General features: G+C 57.7%; 12 protein-coding genes. 2 read left to right on the top strand and 10 right to left on the bottom strand.

What is annotated here, in order from left to right:
- Positions 1-40: 40 nt before the first annotated feature.
- Both ACWJ62_RS09430 and cysK read left to right on the top strand, forming a co-directional pair.
- Positions 41-2,956 carry a transporter substrate-binding domain-containing protein gene (locus ACWJ62_RS09430; RefSeq protein WP_449285943.1) on the top strand — a complete coding sequence of 972 codons (2,916 nt, stop codon included), beginning with the start codon at positions 41-43 and terminating at the stop codon, positions 2,954-2,956.
- 43 nt (positions 2,957-2,999) lie between these two features.
- Positions 3,000-3,971 carry a cysteine synthase A gene (gene cysK, locus ACWJ62_RS09425; protein ID WP_449285942.1) on the top strand — a complete coding sequence of 324 codons (972 nt, stop codon included), beginning with the start codon at positions 3,000-3,002 and terminating at the stop codon, positions 3,969-3,971.
- Between the two features lie 38 nt (positions 3,972-4,009).
- Here the strand turns inward: cysK and ACWJ62_RS09420 are convergent, their stop codons facing one another.
- The 10 genes from ACWJ62_RS09420 to tssA form a co-directional block, all read right to left on the bottom strand.
- On the bottom strand, positions 4,010-5,275 hold the full coding sequence (locus tag ACWJ62_RS09420) for a glycerophosphodiester phosphodiesterase family protein (RefSeq protein ID WP_449285941.1): 1,266 nt from the start codon (positions 5,273-5,275) through the stop codon (positions 4,010-4,012).
- A 100-nt stretch (positions 5,276-5,375) separates the two neighbouring features.
- The gene (locus ACWJ62_RS09415; protein WP_449285940.1) at positions 5,376-5,633 is read right to left on the bottom strand and encodes a YdcH family protein; all 258 of its coding nucleotides are present in this window, start codon (positions 5,631-5,633) and stop codon (positions 5,376-5,378) included.
- 115 nt (positions 5,634-5,748) lie between these two features.
- A complete protein-coding gene (locus tag ACWJ62_RS09410; protein WP_449285939.1) occupies positions 5,749-6,603 on the bottom strand; it encodes a DNA ligase in 855 nt (284 codons plus the stop codon).
- 77 nt (positions 6,604-6,680) lie between these two features.
- A complete protein-coding gene (locus ACWJ62_RS09405; protein WP_449285938.1) occupies positions 6,681-7,130 on the bottom strand; it encodes a DUF4124 domain-containing protein in 450 nt (149 codons plus the stop codon).
- Between the two features lie 215 nt (positions 7,131-7,345).
- A complete protein-coding gene (locus ACWJ62_RS09400) occupies positions 7,346-8,365 on the bottom strand; it encodes a hypothetical protein (protein ID WP_449285937.1) in 1,020 nt (339 codons plus the stop codon).
- Positions 8,349-11,762 carry a hypothetical protein gene (locus ACWJ62_RS09395; protein ID WP_449285936.1) on the bottom strand — a complete coding sequence of 1,138 codons (3,414 nt, stop codon included), beginning with the start codon at positions 11,760-11,762 and terminating at the stop codon, positions 8,349-8,351. The genes ACWJ62_RS09400 and ACWJ62_RS09395 overlap by 17 nt, the downstream gene beginning before the upstream one ends.
- A gap of 15 nt (positions 11,763-11,777) precedes the next feature.
- Positions 11,778-12,539 carry a DUF4123 domain-containing protein gene (locus tag ACWJ62_RS09390; RefSeq protein ID WP_449285935.1) on the bottom strand — a complete coding sequence of 254 codons (762 nt, stop codon included), beginning with the start codon at positions 12,537-12,539 and terminating at the stop codon, positions 11,778-11,780.
- Complete coding sequence (locus ACWJ62_RS09385; protein ID WP_449285934.1) at positions 12,511-14,616, bottom strand: type VI secretion system Vgr family protein; 2,106 nt, start codon at positions 14,614-14,616, stop codon at positions 12,511-12,513. The genes ACWJ62_RS09390 and ACWJ62_RS09385 overlap by 29 nt, the downstream gene beginning before the upstream one ends.
- A gap of 104 nt (positions 14,617-14,720) precedes the next feature.
- Positions 14,721-18,314 (bottom strand): type VI secretion system membrane subunit TssM, encoded by a 3,594-nt coding sequence (gene tssM, locus ACWJ62_RS09380; protein ID WP_449285933.1) that lies wholly within the window; start codon positions 18,312-18,314, stop codon positions 14,721-14,723.
- A gap of 32 nt (positions 18,315-18,346) precedes the next feature.
- A complete protein-coding gene (gene tssA / locus ACWJ62_RS09375; protein WP_449285932.1) occupies positions 18,347-19,783 on the bottom strand; it encodes a type VI secretion system protein TssA in 1,437 nt (478 codons plus the stop codon).
- Positions 19,784-19,817: the final 34 nt, after the last annotated feature.

The following is a 19,817-nucleotide window of genomic DNA, read 5'->3' as shown; positions in this document are numbered from 1 at the left end:
TACACTAAAGTCGAAGCTGTAAAGGATCGCCGGCCCGCCGATGAAGACTCGCGCTACTCACAAAGAAACCCGATACCGGAGCGTGGCCGCGACAGTCCTCTGGGCCCTTTGCCTTATGCTCGCATCCCCACTGGCGATGTCCGAACAGGCGGAAGACACCGTGACTGTCGGCATCGTCGGTGACAATAAACCCTACTCGTTCGACGATGGTCCCGGTGCCTCCGGTTTTTCTGTGGATGTGCTTCGTGAGGTCGCCCGAAAGGCCGATCTGACCTTTCGTTTTCGCGCTGGTAGCTGGCCAGAGATCTATGATGCGTTTTTGCGGGGCGAGCTGGATGTTATTGACGGCATCTCGTTCAGTGCCGAGCGCGCAGAAAACATCCTGTTTACCGAGCCCTACCACCTCCGACAGACCTATCTGATGCACAACACCCAGAGACCACTGGGGGACATCAGCACCGTTTCGGATCTAAAGGGACTTCGGGTAGGGATTGTGCGCGACGTGTACTACCGCGACTCCCTGCAGGCAGAAGATATCTCCCTCACAAGCTATGATTCCGTTCACAGCCTCATTCGGGCCCTCGCCTTCGGCTGGGTTGATGTCGTTGTCGGCCCCAGGCTTACGCTTCAATACTATGCCAACCAGGCCGGATTCGGTTTTCTCGAAATTGCCGGCGCAGCGCCGCTCGGGGATCTGGCTACCGAGGATTTTCGCATTGGCGTGCTCAAGACCAACAAAGACCTGTACCAGAAGATCGCCTCTGGCCTGGAAAAAATCCCCGAAAATCGTATCAGCGAACTGCTTCAGCGTTGGCAGGATCTTGGCGGGGACAGCCTCGGGAACCGCACCCGTTTTGCCCTTTCGCCAGAACAGCGCCAATTTATTGCTGAAACCGGCCCTGTTCGCGTTGGCCTGATGAGGGATTACGCACCCTACAGTTTCGAAAGCGGGACGCGAATTCACGGTTTGAGCGTCGATGTCCTCAATCGGATATCGGACCTGACGGGATTACAGGTGATACCGGTTGAGGGTCAGTGGATAGAACTGTTGCCATTATTCAGGGACGGCGAAATCGATGTCCTGGCCAACATGTCTTTCAGACCAGAGCGGCAGGCTTTCACTCGTTTCACCAAGCCCTATCACACCATCCCGAACGTTGCTTTTACCCGGGACCCAACGCTACGAACCGAAACCCTGGCCGATCTCAAGGATCAGCGCGTTGCCCTGGGTTCAGGCATTTACTATGAAGAACCTGTCAGGGAGGTTCTGGGCGACAATGCACGAATATTCACCACCCAGGACGCCATGTTCCAGGCACTGTCCAGGGACGAGGTGGATGTTGTTCTGGCTGCCCTGCCCAATGGCAACTTCTGGATTCGAGAGTTGGGCATCCCGGGTGTCAGGATCGCCGGAGAGCTCGTGCTGGAGGAACAGGCTGGAGAAGATCTGCGGTTCGGTGTGAGACCGGGGCTTTCGCCACTGGTAGGCATACTCGACGATGCGTTGGCAGCAATTACAACAGAAGAAATGCACACCATCGAGATCCGCTGGCTTGGTGCCAGTGTTGATATGGACATCCCGGAAACCGGCGAGGTGACTCTGAATGCGGCTGAACTCGCCTGGCTGGAAGCCCGCGACAACCAACTTAACTACTGTATTGACCCGGACTGGTTCCCATTGGAAGGCCTGGATGAAGAAGGCAGGCATGCCGGATTATCGGCGGAGGTTGCCCTACTATTCTCCAAACGATCGCCCGTGAACTTCGAACTGGTTGCCACGGACAGCTGGACACAATCCATTGCCTCAATCAAACAGGGCAAATGCGAGATTTTCACCATGGCGATGAAAACGCCGGAGCGGTCGGAATACCTGAACTTTACTGAGCCCTACCTCGAAGTGCCCACGGTGGTTCTGGGCCGGATTGAAGCTCCCTTCATAGAGCGCGTGGGCGATCTTCGTGGCCAGAAAATCGGCGTTGTCGAGGACTATGCGTTCGCAGAGCTGCTTCAAAGCCGCTATCCCTCCCTAGACCTGGTCGAAGTTCCGAATGAGCAATCTGGCCTGAGGCAACTGCAGAACAACGAACTGGATGGCTACATCACCACTCTGGCAACCGCCAGTTACTATATGCAGGAACTCGGCCTCGCCGATTTGAAGGTCATCGGGCGGATCCCGGCAGACTGGTCGCTTTCTATTGCAGTCAGTAAAGACGAGCCTGTTGTTCTGGGTATCATGCAGAAACTGGTATCCAGCCTTACCACCCAGGAACGCAAAGACCTCGAAAGGCAGTGGCGCAACATACGACTGAAGCAATCCGTGGATTACACGCTGATCTGGGAACTGGCGATTGCGGCCATATTGATCACCGCGCTTCTGGTCTACTGGAACCGGAAACTCAATCGTCTTAACCGCGATCTGACCGACGCCAACGAAACCCTGGCTAAGCTGAGCGTGACAGACGATCTCACCAAGCTGGGCAACCGGAGCTACTTCGATCAGGAGTTCCGCAAGAGTTTCCAGTGGTGCCAGCGCCACCATTCTGGCTTCGCAGTGGCCATGGTGGACGCCGATCACTTCAAAAGGATCAATGACAGCTACGGCCATGAAGCGGGCGACATCTGTCTGCAAACACTGGCAGAGCTTATGCGCAAACATTTCCGGCGGGAAACCGACCGACTCTCGCGCTTCGGTGGCGAAGAGTTCGTCATTTCCGCCAGCTATGAGGACAACAGCGAAATTCGTAACCGCCTGGAATCCTTCCGCAAACACGTCGAAAAAAGCTGCTCGGTATGCGGAGAACACGACGTTCACCTCACTATCAGCATTGGCCTCGCTACAGGCATACCAGGCCCCGACGACTCACCAGCAGAATTTCTCAGACAGGCAGACCAGGCGCTCTACCAGGCCAAGCAGAATGGTCGCAACCGGCTGGAAGCGCGTTCAGTGGGTTCCTGAGTGGTGCTAGACTGAATAAAAACAACGTAACAAGGAGAACGCCATGGCTCGCATCTACGAGGACAATTCCCTGTCCATCGGCAACACCCCGCTGGTCAGACTGAACCGCGTGAACGACGGCGCCACGATCTGGGCCAAGATTGAGGGCCGAAACCCGGCCTATTCCGTTAAATGCCGGATCGGCTCTGCCATGATCTGGGACGCCGAGAAGCGCGGCACCCTGAAGGCGGGCATGACCATTGTGGAACCCACCAGCGGCAATACCGGGATCGCCCTGGCCTACGTGGCAGCCGCCCGGGGCTACAAACTGATTCTGACCATGCCCGCCTCCATGAGTCTTGAGCGTCGCAAGGTATTGAAGGCACTGGGAGCCGAACTGGTGCTGACCGAACCTGCCAAAGGCATGCCGGGTGCAATCGCCAAGGCCGAAGAGATCTTCTCGTCAGACCCGGATAACTATTTCCTGCCACAACAGTTCCAGAACCCGGCCAACCCACGAATCCACGAGGACACCACCGGCCCGGAAATCTGGGACGACACCGACGGTGAAATCGACATCTTCGTGGCGGGCGTGGGCACCGGTGGCACACTGACCGGCGTTTCGCGCTACATCAAAGGCACCAAGGGCAAACAGATCGCCACCATTGCCGTCGAACCCACCGACTCCCCGGTGATCACACAGATGATGAACGGCGAAGACATCAAGCCGGCGCCACACAAGATCCAGGGCATCGGTGCAGGCTTCGTGCCCAAGAATCTGGATCTGGAAATGGTCGATCAGGTGGAGACGGTCACCAACGAAGAGGCCATGGACATGGCCCATCGGTTGATGCAGGAAGAGGGCATTCTCTGCGGTATTTCCTGCGGTGCAGCCGTGGTGGCTGCGGTACGCATCAGCAAGCAGCCGGAATACCAGGGCAAGAACATTGTGGTGGTGCTACCGGATACCGCTGAGCGTTATCTTTCCACCGCGTTATTCGCCGGCCAGTTTGGCGAGCAGGAAAACGTTCAGTAAAAGAGAAAGGCGCAGCCTCGCGCTGCGCCTTTTTCACCTCAGCGCTTAGCCAGCCCCATGCAATTGGCATAAAACGTTGTGGTTGCCGGCCAGTCCGAGAAGATACCGATTACCCCTACTTCACGGGCCAGAACATCGATCACGGCAAGCACGTCGCCGTCGTTGTTAATGGCATCGGTCACCGTCTGGTAGTACCAGCCTCCGCCATTTTCCAGCGGGCCGCTGCGCTCGACTGTCCATGCAATCAGGTCCAGACCAGCTTCGCGCGCATTCTCCGCGTACCGGGACGGAACGATCTGCCCCTGGCTGTCCAGAGTCAGCAGCTTCCAGAGCGCCGGCGCCAGAATGTTCACACCCCTGCGTTTAAGGTAAGCCATATAGGTTGCGGACGCGTTCACAAGGGTAGACTCAGACTGGTCGAGGAAGACTGCTTGCCGACCAAATTCCGGCATCTCGTCTACCCAGAAAAGAACGTCCTTCAAATTGAAGGACTGGGGCCAGACGTCTTCCGGCTGCACACCGGCATCGATGTAATCCTGGATCATCTGGCGGGCATAGTCTTGCTGGCTGTAATCCCCCTCAAAGGGCATAGCAACCACCGGCGACTTCAGTTCGGGAGTGAACTTCACGCCCAGAGCCTTGAACAACTCGATGCTCTCCCGGTGGGTCATCAAGGTGCCCCGACTGGCGTAGAGATCGGTGCGCCAGTCTGCGGTGCCAGCCAGATACTCCTCCGGTGTGGTTGCCATGGGGTTGTGGGCATCCATCTTGCCTTCCAATGATTTGAACTCGGCCAGGGTAATATCACTGGTGCGACACTCGGCCTGTGCCGGCGTGCCCGTGGCAGGATCGGCGGGCACAAAAGGCTGGGTACACTTGGCGTTCAATGCAGGGACGGCAACGATATTGGTGGTGGTATGAAGGTCGTCCTGGGCATGTCGGCAAACCAGTTCCCGATCCCTGGTAAAGGCGACATCACATTCCAGAATACCCGCACCCATGCGCGCTGCCGCAATGTAGGATTCACGGGTATGTTCGGGAAACTGCAGGGGCGCGCCACGATGGCCGATGGAGAAATCCGTTTTCTCGACAGTGTCGGTATTGCAGGCTTGCAGACGCTCTTTGAGCGGACTGTCGTCCATTTCACCAACCAGCCAGAAAGGCCGTGGTCCCAGGTGGACCGAGGGCTCCGGCTGTTCAGGCGTCGAAGCCATTGATTGCAGGGAGTACTCTTCAACGGTGGCCGCTTGCGCCAGGGAAAGCACCGAGCACAGCACCAGCCCCGAACTGATCCGTAACGCCATAATCTCCTCCTTGTGAGACCAATGATACCTTATCAACAGTCTCCCCAAGGAGGATTACGGCCAATTGACGGCCGCTGCAGGGTTATCTGGCAGGCTGCTTTCAGCTCGCCGCCGATGCCTCATACTCGCGAATCATCGCAAACAGCTGGTCTTTCAGGTTGAGCCGTTTCTTCTTGAGGGTTTCGAGGTACTCATCGGAGGTGTTTTCAGCGCCGGTTTCAATCCGATGAACTTCATGGTCCGCTTCATGGTATTCATCAAACAGCTTGGCGAAGTGATTGCTGTTGGTTTTCAAAAGATGAATGGCTTCTTTGGATTCCGGCAGTTCGTGAATCAGATCGTGTTTTTCTAGGGACATTCGCGCAGTCTCCATGACTGTGGGGGATGAGATGTATTTGAATCATTCCAGTGTATGGCTAGCTGCGCTTGTCAGTCTTGACCCCCGTCAAGCGCCAGTGAGCCTATGCGCTCAATTACCGCGCAGGTTCATCGTTCCGGATACGGAGAAAGCTGGCAAAGCGAGGCAGACCCGTGGCTGTGCGGCCATAGTACTTGAATGTGATCGTGGTCCCGGGTTTGGGAGGTGACGCTCGCTCGGAATCGCTGAACCCCGAACCAATCCGGAATCGCCTGCCATCGTCCAACTCCACCAGCAGTGACCCCATCAGCCCCTCGTATTTGCCCTTTCCCGGTAGATGATGAACAACCACCGCTTCGGCATCCTGATACTGTTTTACTTTCAGTAGATCATCGGAGCGCCCACTTCGGTAATGACTGGACCCCAGCTTCAACATCAAACCCTCTGCGCCGCCGTCGACCATCTTATCCAGACGCTGCATCAGTTTCTCATGGGTGCTCGCCCGTTGCTGATCGACAAGCGCCATGTAGGGTGATTCAACCTCTTGGATTAATACACGTAGCCGGGCCAACCGTTGATCGAAGATTGCCTCTTTATCGGGAAAATCAAACACCATGAACCGAATCCGCCGCCAATCGTCGTCATCGGGCACCACCTGACGAACCGCCCCTGACAATTCCGCAAAACGGCCCCGCCCCATCCAGAGCTCACCGTCCAGGGGAAGTGCCGGAAACCCTCTGGTGAACCAACCGGGTGCCCGATACTCATGACCGCCACGGGAAAGAAATCGCTCGCCGGTCCAGTATGCTCGCACCCCGTCGAGCTTTTCACTGACCCAGTAGCCGTCCAACGGCATGCCCTTTTGATACACGTTGGCGAGTGTCAGCTCGGGCGGTTTCGCTGCCGCCACGGGGGAAAACAGGAGGGAAATCAGCACCGGCAGCACGGCGCTGAACAATCGAAAAGACATGGCAATTCCTTTGCTCTCAGTTGCTTTTTCCTGCAGAGGCCAGACTTTCCTTTCCGCCCCTGGTCATCAATAGCGTATTAGTCGTTTCCGCAGGTGTTCCTCACCTTTTCCCGGAAATCCTCACGAATACGGGTATTTTCGGCCTCATTCACATAGACCCGCTCGCCCTGATCGTTGATGTTGTAGAAGGTCGAAACGCTGGCAAGAAACTTGAGGCGCGCCCGAAGCTTTCTGCACAGCTCGGCTTGCTTCTCCGCCTTCTCCTCGGCTTTGGCATTGGCAGCCTGCCGCGTCTCACGCTCTTCCTGCTGCTGCTCCAGAAACTCGGTCATCTTCTGATGTCGCTCCCGGGCTCCCGCATCCACGCTGGCCGGGGCGGCCTTCACCGTAACTTCACTTGATGCCGCCTGGGCCGGTGGACGGTCTCCGAAATGGGTCTGACCGTTGGCATCGACCCATTTGTAGACGCCGGCGTTTGCGGAGAGGGGGATAAGACAGAGAGAGATCAGAACCAGAAATGCTTTCACAAAGAACTCCTTTTCACTTCGTTAACTCCTTGGCTCACCTGCGAGGATATGCCTTCTACGTCGTTGGAAAGGCTAGCACCTCAGGGAGGAGCAGGTAAGCCCACCTGCTGGTTCAACTGAAGATTGGGGGAGCTCTGATCCAACTGTCCTGTCCGAAAGGAAGGCCGCCGCCCAGCGCAACCTGCACCTTTGCCTATCAGCCAGATCATTGAGGCCTACGCCATCGCCGCCTTGTTCAGATTCGGCACGCTGTATTGCATCTGGTCTTCCAGCGTGTGCCATGGGAAATTCCGGATTTTTTCCATGTGGGCGGGATAGCCCTCTTTCTCCCACCACTCCAGATCCAGTGTGGCCCAGTAATCGGCAGGGCGTTGGCGTTTGCCCGCCGCGTCATACTCGGCAGTGGTGGGATCTAGGTGGCGGTAGGGTTCCAGGGCCGGGATGTCCGGCAGGGGCTGGCTGACGTCCATATAGCGCTGGAGTTCGTCCCAGTGGGCGTAGAGTTCCACTTTCTGCGTGCTGTGTACCTCGGCAACCGCCGTCTGCCAGCCACTGTAGCGGTGGCGAAGCTGTAACTTATAACTGACCGGGCCTTTGGGTTGGACGTGGTAGGAAATGTAGGGGTCGAACTCAATAAACGGCGCCTCAAAGGTTTCCTCCCGCCAAGTGCGGAATTTGACCATGCCAGTGGGACGCAAGAAGCCGCAGCCCAGGTCTTTGACGATGAAGTCGGGGTTGCGTTCAAGGAACCAGGTGAAGGGGTAGCGGAAGAAGAGGTGGAGGCCAATCATCCAGGCAGCTATTTCAAAAAATGGCGTGAATGCAGTCCAACCATCTAAAACCCCAACAATTAGTGCTGCAAGAAAATTACATACGAAAAAAAAGACGAAAATTGAATAATCTGCAAAGGCTCCGGCGAGCATCAGCAATAATTGCCAGCGAGTTTTAATAAACTCCGTAGGCTTTTGCCGATGAGTCCACGCAGGCCCCGCTAACTCTCTTTTATCGCGTCCAGAGGCGCGGTTCTGGTAAGTCTCAACAGAATTCGGTCTGAAATGAATGTCCAAACCCGCGTAATTCGCCCAAACCAAACGTTCGATCAGGTCCCCGCCTTCCAGAGCCTTTGCAAATCCACCCGGATTTTCCAGAGATCTTTGCTTTGGAATGGAGTCAGATCGAAAAGCTGTTTCACGATACTCAGTCGTCGATCCTGATTGATTATCCCTGCCACTCAACGTCCAGATCCTCCATCCTGTGAGTCACTGCCTGACTCTGATATTCCTGCGCATCTCGCTGCCACACGTCAACCGAAAAGGAAAGCGAAAGGCTTTTCACCCGGTAATGGGTTTCCACACGCTCGTATTCTGATTGCGGCACAAAGGCTGATAACTGCGATTTGCCGATCATGAAGTTGATTGACTGACGCTGTTCGTCGAAGTCGTTCTGAATGCCCTGACGGATGGTGCCCGATTTTCTGGCAATAGTTCCAGTGCGCCAGCCTCCAGCCGGGTTCGGACCAAGTATGCGGTAGTGTTCCTGCTCGTACGATAGCTCCAGTTCGATGTCGGCGGGCTTGCCGGTAATAGCCAGGGCCGGACTGGCGAATGACAGAACGGCCTCTGCTTCGTTCTGCCAGGCCGTCAAGTTTCGTGCCTGCAGCCATTCTATAACATCGCTCTCAGGAATCCGCTTGAGCGATACCGGCGTCATCGCTTTTACCAGAGCAATGTAAGTATCGGATTCCGAGGCCATCCCATTGATCTGCTGGGCAGAAATGCCAGAAAATGGCCCCGCACGCAGCCATTCGCTGACGGCATCGTCCCTCATCCGGTAGTAGGCAATCTCACCCACAACATATATCGCGAAGCCAAGCGCCGTAACATAACCCGATGCGACGGTTCCCGCCCATCGCGCAACTGAAGGCATCAGGCGTCCGATGGCCGCCTGCGCAGCTTGAACCGATGTGCGCTCGACCGCTCGGCGACCCGCTGGAGTCAGCAGACGGGCAGCAATAATATCTGCATTGACCATGGTTGCGACACCGCCTGCTTTGATTAGTTGGGCAGAGCCAGCTCCCCATCTTCCGTTTGAAAAATGGGCTATAGAATCGCCAACCATCAGGGCCGTCGTGAACATACCTGTAACCCAACCAGCGGCTTGCAATTGGTTTCTAACAACAGTTCGAGCAAATTGGTCTTGCGAGTTAAAACCCTGCGCAAGTCGGGCGAACCATTTAGCTTCTCGCTTCCAAAAAGTAATTGAAGAAGCTAGCCATGGCGGCTGTGTGGTTAGCAGCGCAGCAAGCTGCGCTGAACTTATGGCCAGATCTGCTAACGCGCTGCCAATCTTTAACATGCCATTGACTGATTCTCTGCGGCGCTCCACAGAAACAACCAAATTCCAAAGATCAAAAACCACCAACACACCCGGCAACCCACCCGGATGCGCCGTCACCTGATGCATAAACCGCTTAACCGGCTGGTGCTTTACTAAGCCGTCAAACGCATCGACATCACTCACTTTTAATGCCGCACCCACAGCAGCCCCGGAGGTCAGCGTATTGCCCTGTTCGTCCAGAACCTCCAGAACAATGTAGGCACGCCCTTCGTCCGCACCTTCCAGGTGCAAGGTGGTTCTGCCGGGGATGGCAGCTTCGGCAAATCCTTCAAAGGCACTCTTGATTCGATTGATGTCAGCCGTGAATGCTGCCCCCCGCAGTGTCAGTTCAGCTTGAACTTGAGTGAGCCACCACTGGGAAATTTCACCGGCAACACTGGAGAAAGCCGAAGCCCCTCGACCAACGAATCCCGCTATCGCCTCGCCATCTGGCCCCCTGGTTTGCTGCTGGTGATCTGCCATGCTGCGTAAGACATTAGGCTCCAGCACTCGCATTTCCTGGTTGGGGTCCTCCAGTGCTTCGACCAGCGATTTCAGATTGAGCAGGGTAGCGTCTCCAACCTGGCATTCGCCCGAACGGCTTTGGAACGGCAATAGCATGACACCCAGAGGATGCTCGCCAGTGGCAATCTTCAATGCCGTTGCGGCAGCTTCGTCATTACCGTTTGCGCCAGAGTCCTGCGGAAGTGCCAGTGGGTCGGCGCGGTGCGCTGGCAATGAGAGCACCTGCAGCAACGGCCCGGTCTGGACATAACCTGCAGCCGCATTGCCCGATTCCAGCGCAAACAGATCCCGCAACGTGGCTGTCAGGTTTTGTGGACGCTCGTCGTTAAGCAAGCGCACGAGTGCCGCTTGAGCTTCTGTGAGAAAGCCCCGTAGAGCCGCTCTTTCCACGTCATAGAGTGTGCGCTGGAGTCGACCGTCTTCACTGTCGTCGATTCGGTTATCAAACCAGCCCCCATCGATGTAGAGAGGATTGGCTGAACCATCGGGGAGGGTTTCTCGGCGGAAGTTGTTATGAAACAACTCCGCAGTGACACCAAACGGGCGTTTCTTTACGTTATCCACCAGCGCCAGCATGAGCGCCAATGCAGCGTTCATTTGCTGGGCCAGATGGCGGGCAGCCTGCAGCGAATCTCTCAGGTGCAATGTAACCAGATGCCGGCCCCGAAGCGTGCCGAAAACATCGGTACCAGCTTGAATTAGCGGCAATGGCTCGTCTTGCAAATGAAGTTGGCGCCAGCGCGGGTAGAGCGACGGCGTTTCAACGAAGTAGTCAGCATCAACGACATGCTCATCCGCTTCGATGGCATCACGCTGCGCAATAAGCGCGTCTTGCGCCTGCTGCGACTTTGCGCCATCGACGTTGTGTAGCCATTGCCCCGGGAAGGTGACATCGCTTTCTATCACGCTGTCCCGGGCTCGCATGGCCGGCATTTCGTCAAGGCGTTTCCAGTCACCATCCAGGCTCGGCTGCTCCTCAAGGAAGGCTCGGATCGCTCTGGCGGATCGGCAGCGCGTTGTTATGAGGCCGCTATCCTGCTCAAGCGCGCTGATGTATTCCCACGACCACTGCGTTTCGCTGAACGCGAGATAAACATCGCTATAGACATCCGTACCATTCAGGCGAGCAGGGACGTGGATAGCGTTTAACTCGGGGCCAATTGCTTTGCGATCATTGGCCGCTTCGAAAGAGGCTGTGCGGGCTTGTGCAACAGGGGTATCTCGCAGAACAGGTGCCGCATCCTCACTTGTCAAAACTGACAGTTCCCGCCAGAGGCGTCCCCTGAAAAATACGTAGATCCAGCCGGTTCGCAGCGGTGCGCCGATGGCCTCCTCATAGCCGCTCATGGGTCGCGGATGCGTCAATTCTCCCGCATCGCAGAAAAGGGTCGGATGAACCGACACCATGAGATTATCCTGGTACTGGCGCTGGGGGGCTTTTAGGACGCATTGTCCGATGAACTCTTCGCGGATAACGGGGACGTTTATTGTTTCGTCCCCTTTTAGCTGCAGAACCAGCGAGCGTTTTTTCGGTTGTTCAACATGTCCCGAGAGAATAGGCCCCTTGCGGCCGGTGTGTTTCTCGCAGACCTCAATGGGTGAAACAACCTCATTGCCGTCGTCTGCGATTTCGCTCAGAACGTATTCATGACCGGCCAGTGATTGCTGGCCCGTCAGTTCCAGCCAGAATGTCTTTGAAGGGGCACAGGAAGGTGCTTTAACCGCTGACATGCTTTGAAATCCTTTTCATGATGATTCGCGAAACGCTATCCATTGCGTCTCAAGCTCTACTGATTGATCGTCCCAGGCCAACCCCGAATGCCACTGATTGACGATGAAACGAGTAAGCGTCGAGGCATCTGCATGCCGGTCCCTGGCTACATAAGGCAAACAGGCAGGCCAGCCAGCGACCCACGTCAGCAAGCGCTCAAAGTCACGACCTTTGTGGGCTTTAATCTGTTCGGCCGCGCCCGTTGACTGAAACCCTGACCACTGCACGTGGTCCAAGAGATCGACAGACCAGATCCATAGACTATCGACCGGGGCTAATTCTGCCATCAGATCGGGTTGACAGGCGGATAACACCTGAAGAAATCGAGTGTCATAAGTTCTGAGCAAACATGGGCCCGCCGTTTCCAGGTCAACCGACAGCATGCCGCGCAAACCAGCAACGGCTTTATCAACGTCACTTTCGGTAAACAAAAACAACAATCCCTTCTCAGCCCATTGTGTCAGAGCATGCTGACAGAAAGGACTGTCAGCCACCGTCTCAATGATGATTGGCCCTGCATCTGCGAAGGTTTCTAGTGGACTGTTCTCAAACAACCAGCACCAGCTCGGTTCGTTGCATTTAGCATACAACGCATCGGCGATTTCATTTTCGTCAAACTGGGCCGCATCAATAATTAAAAGGCAACGCTGGCTCGACTGAAGCTGCCATTCACGAATTGCTTCCTGAAATGTCTCCAGACATTCACGGCTAGGCAACGCAGGGGCAATTGTCGACATCGCAGCTTCCATCCTGTTTTTTCTGGCATGTTTTTATTGCTGGTGCGCGCTCAGCAGCCGCAGTCAGGAGCGTATTTCTATCCACTGTTTCGGCAATTGGCCGCTGCCCCACCTCCGCCACTTCAGCCGGCGCTACAACCCCACCAGCCGCCGTCACCAACTCCGGTCTCTTTGGCACCTGAACCTTCTGCCCACTCCCCTTACCCGGAGCCCCTCCAGCATTCAGCTTGATCGCCGCGCCACCCATGGCCACACCGCTGGGGTCGATCTTCACAAAGCTGCCACCAGCCTTGAGGGTGATTTCCGCACCGGCTTCAATAACGGCTTTCTGGCCGGCCTTGATGTGCAGTTCGGTGCCGCAGTCGGTTAGCCAGGCCGTGCCGGCTTTCAGGTGCAACGTACCAGTGACGTTGAAACTACGGTCTTTGCCGGTTTTCTCCCGTTTTTCACCGTTCACCGTGGCGTGGTCATTGCCTTTGATGTGGGCCTTGCGGTCGTTGCCCACGGTCAGGTGGCGATCGTTCCTGATGACTTCAGTGCGGTTGTTCTCCGTGATCAGAGCCAGGTCTTTCTGGGCGTGAACGTAGATCTGTTCTTCGCCAGCTTCGTCTTCAAACCGAAGCTCGTTACTGCCCTCGCCCTTGTGGGTTTTGGTTTTCAGGGTGGTGCGGGTTTTGTGTTCCGGCAGCGAGTAAGGCGGTGTGTTGGTGGCGTGCCAGGTACGGCCGGTGATGATGGGCTGATCAGGGTCGCCGTCCAGGAAGGAAACGATCACTTCATGACCAATCCGCGGCAGCGCGGTGAAACCATACTCGCCGCCGGCCCAACCCTGGCTGACCCGGAGCCAGGCACTGCTGTGTTCGTCATTGGCCGCATAGCGATCCCAGGGAAATCGTACTTTCACCCGGCCGTATTGGTCGCAATGGATTTCTTCGCCTTCTGGGCCGGTAACCACTGCCATCTGGGGACCATCCATCAGCGGTTTGTGTTCACACAGCGGCCGCCAGCTCCGGTCTGCAGGGATGGCGTTAAAGTGGTTGCCGTAACGCGTCGGTTCGCTGCCACCCTCTTCTTCCAGGGCCTGGGGTTGTGAGCCAGTATGGGTGATCGCTGTGAGAAGCCAGTCGCGGTTCACGGCTTCGTTGTCGTGGTTGGTCAGGGGCACCCTGGCCCCAGGTGCAAAATCCGGGCGATTGCTTTCGCCAAAGGCTGTGCTGGCGTCGCTGCGCAGGGCCTCCAGTCTGGCTTCAGTGAACGGCCGGCCACTGGCGTCCTGTTTGAATCGGCCGGGGTAATCGTAGTGCTGGTAGTCCGCCCGGTGGAGGATCTGGTCGCCAGCTTGTTCATGCATCAGGGCGTAAGCCGGGTTTTTGAAGGTGTAATCCTTTATGGCGACCGATGCGGGGCGTACTCGCTCCCGGTACGCAAACCGGAACACACAGGGCGTTCGGGCACTCCCTCCTGCTTTTCCGTTGTATGGGGCAGCCTTAAGCCTGGGCGAATCGCGATGATGATCGGCAAAAATCAGGGCAGGTGGCTCCTGGCCATCCAGGCCGCCATGCTGGTAGCGATAGTGCCAGCCTTCCTCGGCAGCCAGACGTTCAACAAAGGTCAGATCACTTTCCCGGTGCTGGACGCAGTATTCCCGCTCCTCGGGGCCGCGCTTTAGGTCAAAGACGGTATCGACGACCCCCCGCTCCTCCAGCAGGGTACGTACAATCTCATCCGTGCCCCGGTTCTGGAAAATACGGCTGTTGTGCATCAGCGCCAGGCGCCAGAGCGGTGGCCGGAAAACCAGTTCGTAGCGGGTACGCCGATGGCCGGAATCGCCGCGAGCGAATTCGCTGACCACGCCGGTAAAGCGACGCAGTGGCGCCCCGTCCCGCCAGACCACCAGATCAACCGGTTGCTCCAGCACGTTAGAGGCGCCAACAGACGGATCGGTACTGGCCAGGTCAAGACGTCCCTGGAACAGCTCAGACAGCCGTTCTGTCAGCGCAAAGCCAACAACGGAAAAGTGATCAGAGGAATATTCGCCAATGGTGGCGGTGAATTGCAGTCCGCTTGCCTGGGGCATGTCTTCGGTCCCTGAAGAAAAAAGAAAGTCCGGGCTTTCGCACCATCCTGTGCGAAGGCTCAGCCCTGATGAAAACGTCCTGCTCTCATCAGGGCGGGCCTAGTTTAATACAAGCTCCGGGGTATGCGGTACCCCGCCAGTAGTTGCTGTGTGAACGGGTTGGTATTGCTGGCCGCGTGGAGGCGATAACGCATCTCCCCGTCGTCAACCCTAAACCGGACATCCACCGCGCTGCTGCTCACGCCGGTAATGTCGGCTTTATCGAGCAGTCGGAACAGAGCCCAGGGGCCGCTTTCCGAGAGGCTTCGGGGTGAACGGTTCACCTGGACCGGCACCAGGGTAATACGGCTCTCAACAGAGTCCCGCAGGGTATTGGGCCAGACCAGCGGAATACTCTGGCGCGGCCCGTGGCTGAACTCAACCAACTGGCCATCCATATTCACCACGCTGCGACGTTTGTTGGCTGAGAGATTGAGCGGTTCCAGCGCGAACTCCACATCCAGGGAGCCACCCCGGGTAAAGTAGGCCCTGCGGATTCGGTCGGCATTTTCCAGGGAAGTCAGTACCGCACCGCGCACCAGGCCGGCACGTCGGGCATCGCCCACCTGTTCCGGGTGATCCTCGAGGAACAGTTTCAGGTTGTCCTGATAGAAGGCATCTAATACGCCGTCCGGGGCAAAGAACCGTTCAAAGTCCTGCAATGCAACATCCCGCCCAGAGTCCGGATTAAACGGATAATGGCGGGCCAGATTCTGCTGGAAGGGCTGATACACCTCGCGGTACCACTCACGCTCCAGCTGCGCCACCGCCTGGTCCAGAACCACTCGCCAGGTTTCCGTGGCCAACCGGTTCAGAAGCCGGCTCAGGGGCTCCGGCTGGTTGTCGGCCATGCGCTGCAGGGTGAAGATCGGGTCAGCTCCCTGCAGGCCCATGCGGGCCCGGGCAGCGGCCAGCGCAGCCTTGCCCTTGTCTGGCGCTTCCTGGATGTTTCGCATGTACTCGTGAAGTTCCCCGACCACCAGCATGATCTGTTCGAGCCCGGTAGGCTGGTCACCATTTTTTCGGGTCAATTGGTTGAGCTCCGCAAACTGCCGTTCAATATCCTGCAGCATGCGGAAATGGGGCGACTGCTCCAGAAGCTCCCGGGCTGCGGCACTCTCCCCTTCTGCCGCAGGCACAAGGCGCGTGTTACGGCGAACCTGCCCGAGCAGGCTTGCCAGGGGCTCATGGCCGCTGGTCAGGCTCTCCAGAATACGTACGCCGTGCTTCAGGTCCTCAAACCGCTGAATATCGATTCGGCTCAAGGCAGTACGCCAGGCCTCGGCATAGTGCTCGGCATAGAGGGTCTGCAAACTGGCCAGCAGTCTGGCTTCATCCGCCTTGCTGAAATCAACGTTGTCCCGGCGGCCCAGCACCCAGGCGTCCACCAGGGCCAGCTCCGTTACCGAGCCGGACTTGCGCAGGAACCACTTTTCCAGCCCCTCCCGGGTCAGCAACGCGGGGATGGTCAATGGGTCTTCCTCCACCGCTGCCCCCGAGTCGGACGGCTCGCCATAACCATCCACCCGGGTGAACACCGTGCTGAATGCCGGCCCGGATGCCCTGGCCAGTTCCAGTGGTGCCCGGAATTCCTGTTCTGCTTCAATTTCCAGATCCCGATAGACCCGGTCTGGCGTGGCAATCCGGCCAAGCTCGTGTTGTGCCCACTCGACACTGCTACGAAACGGCGCCAGGGTCATATCGGCAACCGCATCGCCCTCGCGAGTGAGCTGTGCCAGATCGGTATGCGCCATGGCATAGTCCAGATGACCCAGTAGCCGCTGCTGCAGTTCACTCTGTCCGGGGAATGCCTGCTGCCAGTGGTTCTGCATGTAGCGGGTCACAATATCGTCCCGACGACCACTGGCGTCATACAGCATGCGCAACACCCGCAGATGCTCCAGGCGCTCAGTGCTATTGTCCGGCGCCTGGCCCATCTCGGCCATCACACCGAACATCAGGGCTGGTAGATACTGGTATGCCAGCATGTCCAGGTAGGATTCCTCCACTTCCGGGCCCACCTCATGGCCACGGTAAAGGCCCATATCACTGAGCAACGGCAAGTTCCGGCGGTGGTCGCCAAAGGCCAGGGTCGCCTCACGAAGTTCATCCAGCGGGCCGAGCAGGTTCCGGCCGGTATTGTCCGGCTCAAAACCCACCGGCTGCCAGTTATCGATGAATCCCTGAACACGGGTTTCCACGGCGGTCGCGGCCTCTGCATTCTTGATAAAGAAATGCTGCCAGCCGGCGGTGATGCCCGCACCGGCACACACAGCCACCACGGCGGCCACGGCCAGCCGGCGTTGCCGGGACTGAATCACCCGTCGGTTATCACCGGCCAGGCCGGCCTCGGGATAGATGATCTCGGGGAACAGTGCCCGGGTAAACAGCGTGGCGGACTGCCCTGCCCGTTGAGCAGGCTGAATGGGCCCGGCAATCTGGTAATTGGCGGCAGCCGCTGAGACAAAGGCATCTTCCGGCACGCCCTCCTGCAACACCGAGGTGAAGTAGGTGCCGCGAACCATCGCCGGTGTCGAGAACACATCCGCAGACAGCAGGTCGGTCAGGAAATGCTCCAGAACAGGCTTCAAGCCGGCAAGCTGGCGGGTAAAGGAGTAGGCCGCCGCCCGTTCCTCGACATCCCGGGTGTTGGCCAGAACGTCCGGCAAGCGATCGGAAAGCCGCTCAACCATGGCGGTGTATCGGTCGGCGAACTGGTTCAGCCAATCGTCGTTATCCACTTGGCCTTCGAGGCTGAAGGTAAAGCCCAGGGCCCGCTCCTTGTCCTGCTTACTCAGGGTCCGCACCAGCGGGCCAAAACCGTAAAGCAGGTCCATCTTGGTGAAGGTGACATAAACGGGCAGGCGGGAGCCGATCTGCTCCATCAGTTCCCGCAGGCGCGTTAGCAACAGGATGGCCCGATCCCGCCTCTGGCCGGGGTCTGCCACGCTGAGACTGGCCAGATCAATGGCCAGCACAACACCATTAAGGGGGCGCTGCGGGCGATTTCGCTCAAGCCAGGCAATGAAATGATGCCAAAGACGCTGCTGGATCTCCGCGCCGGCGCCTTCGCCATGACTCTGGCTCAGCAGCTCACCATCCGGATCGATCAGCACGCCTTCATCGCCGATCCACCAGTCAAAACCGAAGGCATTGCGATCCACCCGATTGTTACGGGTTACGTTGGTGAGCGTGTAGGTCTGCCCGGAGCGTTGAATCAGGCTGGTCTTGCCAGCATCCTCAAGGCCCATCGCCAGATACCAGGGCAGCCGGTAAATGCCTTTGCGGCCGGGGAGGTTGCTTTTCAGGGCCGCCAGCTGGCGATCCAGCAGGCGCTGTTGCTTGCGCTCCATGGGCAGAATAGGATCTTCCTGTTCCTTCTGCACTTCGGCCTGTTTGACATTCACCTTGCGCAGGCGGCGCGCCAGCACCATGCCCCACACCATCGCGACCACAAGGACAACGCCCAGGGTTACGAGGGCCCGCATCTGCCAGGCCGCCAATGGAAACTCACCATTCAGCTCCCAGCGTGGCCCCAGCCACCAGGTGGCCACCAGCAAGGCAATAACGCCCAGTGTCAGGGTGACCGGGGCTGCGTTCTTGAGGTATGGCAGAAGCCAGCGACCGATGAGTAAAGCTTTTCTCCACATGGTATCCATTCCTGCTGTGATTCCTTGGTGTGTTCCGGGGATCAGCCCAGTTTTTCAAGCTGTCTTATCAGGGCTGGCTCCCAGTCCGTGAGAGCCAGCCCGCGAACCTGCGTTTGCAGATCCTGAATCTGCTGCGTGGCCAGTGATTTCAGGCCCGCGTCTTTCATTAATCGGGCGCTGGCAAGACGCCAGTAAAAACGGTCTCTTGGCTCCCTCGCTTCCGCCAGCCCATCCTCCAGAAGTTGCATCCCGGCAGCCAGTCCCTTTTGCCCGGCCAGTTCCCGGGCCTTGTCATAAGCCTGCTCCCAGGCGTTGGCGCTACCGGCGGAACCACCGGTCGCCGGCGCGGACCAGAGCCACTCTTCCGCCTCCCGGGAGAGGAACGGGGTGCCATCGTTGAAGGTGAACTCCGGCAACTGGGCAAGCCGCTCAACAAACTCCTTTGCAGACACACGAATGGCTTCAGCACAGGCATGATGGCCCAGGGCCGCCGCTACCCTGGCACTTAACCAATGGCCGTCCAGCCAGAACGGACTGACCGACAGGCTCTGCTCGATTTTCTGCCACAACGCCAGGTCTGCGGATTTTTCCAGGGCTTCCCGATAGTCAGCCACACGATCGGCGCTGACTGCTGCAAGATCGGTGCGTTTTCCGTCCCGCGTCGGCGGTACGGTGGTGATGTTTTGCCAGATGGCGTAACGGCGAACCTGGTATCCCAGAGGCTGGTCCGGCCCGGTTTCGGTGAGCATGTCCGCGACTTTCAGAAGACTCTGCCGGGTTGCCCGCTCGTCGCCCGGGTCCAGAGTGAGTGCCCCAAGGGAAGGCTTCGACGGTGCGGGGTTCTGCTCTGGCGTTTCAGTTCCCGAATCCTGGCTACCCCTAGCTGCCACCGGTCGGGGCTCAGGGGCTGCCGTGGCGTCGTTAACCCTGGGCAGCTTTTCAACGGCCCGTTTAAGATCCTGCAGTGACTCCTCCGGCAATTCCCGGCCAGCGGCCTGGTCCATCAATCTGGCCAGAAGTTCAAGGCAGAACGCCCGACCGTCGCCAACACTGCCATCGAACGCCAGGGCGTCTACGCCTTTGCCGGCGCGCTGGAGCATCTGGGTGAACATCATCTTGCGGGCCCGCTTGCCTTTGTCCCCGGGGTACGGCCAAGCCTGCTCCCACCATTCGTCCAGGATCCGGTGCAGCAGGTACAGAGACAGGGCGAACCGTTCACCGTCGCCGCCACGTTGCAGGGCGATTAACAAGAAACCGAGCACTTTCAGATCCTTGCTGCGGTCCGAGAGTAGCGTCAGTGCATCGCTTTCAACCTTGCTCCAATCAATCTCGGTATGGGCGAGAGAGCCCACCTTCATGATCTCGTTTTCCAGAAACTCGAGCGTTGCATCGTCTCCGAGTGCCTGGCCCACACCCGAATCGCCGGGCAATGGTGAGACAACCTGTTCAACGTAGGGATGTTGCTCAATGATCTGCATGTTGCTGTCCTGAATCGCTGTGTTCAGCCGGCAT

The organism is Marinobacter sp. PE14, from assembly GCF_053566155.1.
The sequence above is the reverse complement of the archived record's forward strand: the minus strand, read 5'-3'. Positions and strand labels throughout refer to the sequence as shown.

Excerpts from the sequence above, each read along its gene's own strand:
- ACWJ62_RS09395 (WP_449285936.1), bottom strand. The coding sequence starts at position 11,762 with ATGTCAGCGGTTAAAGCACCTTCCTGTGCCCCTTCAAAGACATTCTGG.
- tssA (WP_449285932.1), bottom strand. The coding sequence starts at position 19,783 with ATGCAGATCATTGAGCAACATCCCTACGTTGAACAGGTTGTCTCACCA.
- ACWJ62_RS09390 (WP_449285935.1), bottom strand. The coding sequence starts at position 12,539 with ATGTCGACAATTGCCCCTGCGTTGCCTAGCCGTGAATGTCTGGAGACA.
- cysK (WP_449285942.1), top strand. The coding sequence starts at position 3,000 with ATGGCTCGCATCTACGAGGACAATTCCCTGTCCATCGGCAACACCCCG.
- ACWJ62_RS09420 (WP_449285941.1), bottom strand. The coding sequence starts at position 5,275 with ATGGCGTTACGGATCAGTTCGGGGCTGGTGCTGTGCTCGGTGCTTTCC.
- ACWJ62_RS09410 (WP_449285939.1), bottom strand. The coding sequence starts at position 6,603 with ATGTCTTTTCGATTGTTCAGCGCCGTGCTGCCGGTGCTGATTTCCCTC.
- ACWJ62_RS09385 (WP_449285934.1), bottom strand. The coding sequence starts at position 14,616 with ATGCCCCAGGCAAGCGGACTGCAATTCACCGCCACCATTGGCGAATAT.
- ACWJ62_RS09430 (WP_449285943.1), top strand. The coding sequence starts at position 41 with ATGAAGACTCGCGCTACTCACAAAGAAACCCGATACCGGAGCGTGGCC.
- tssM (WP_449285933.1), bottom strand. The coding sequence starts at position 18,314 with ATGGATACCATGTGGAGAAAAGCTTTACTCATCGGTCGCTGGCTTCTG.
- ACWJ62_RS09415 (WP_449285940.1), bottom strand. The coding sequence starts at position 5,633 with ATGTCCCTAGAAAAACACGATCTGATTCACGAACTGCCGGAATCCAAA.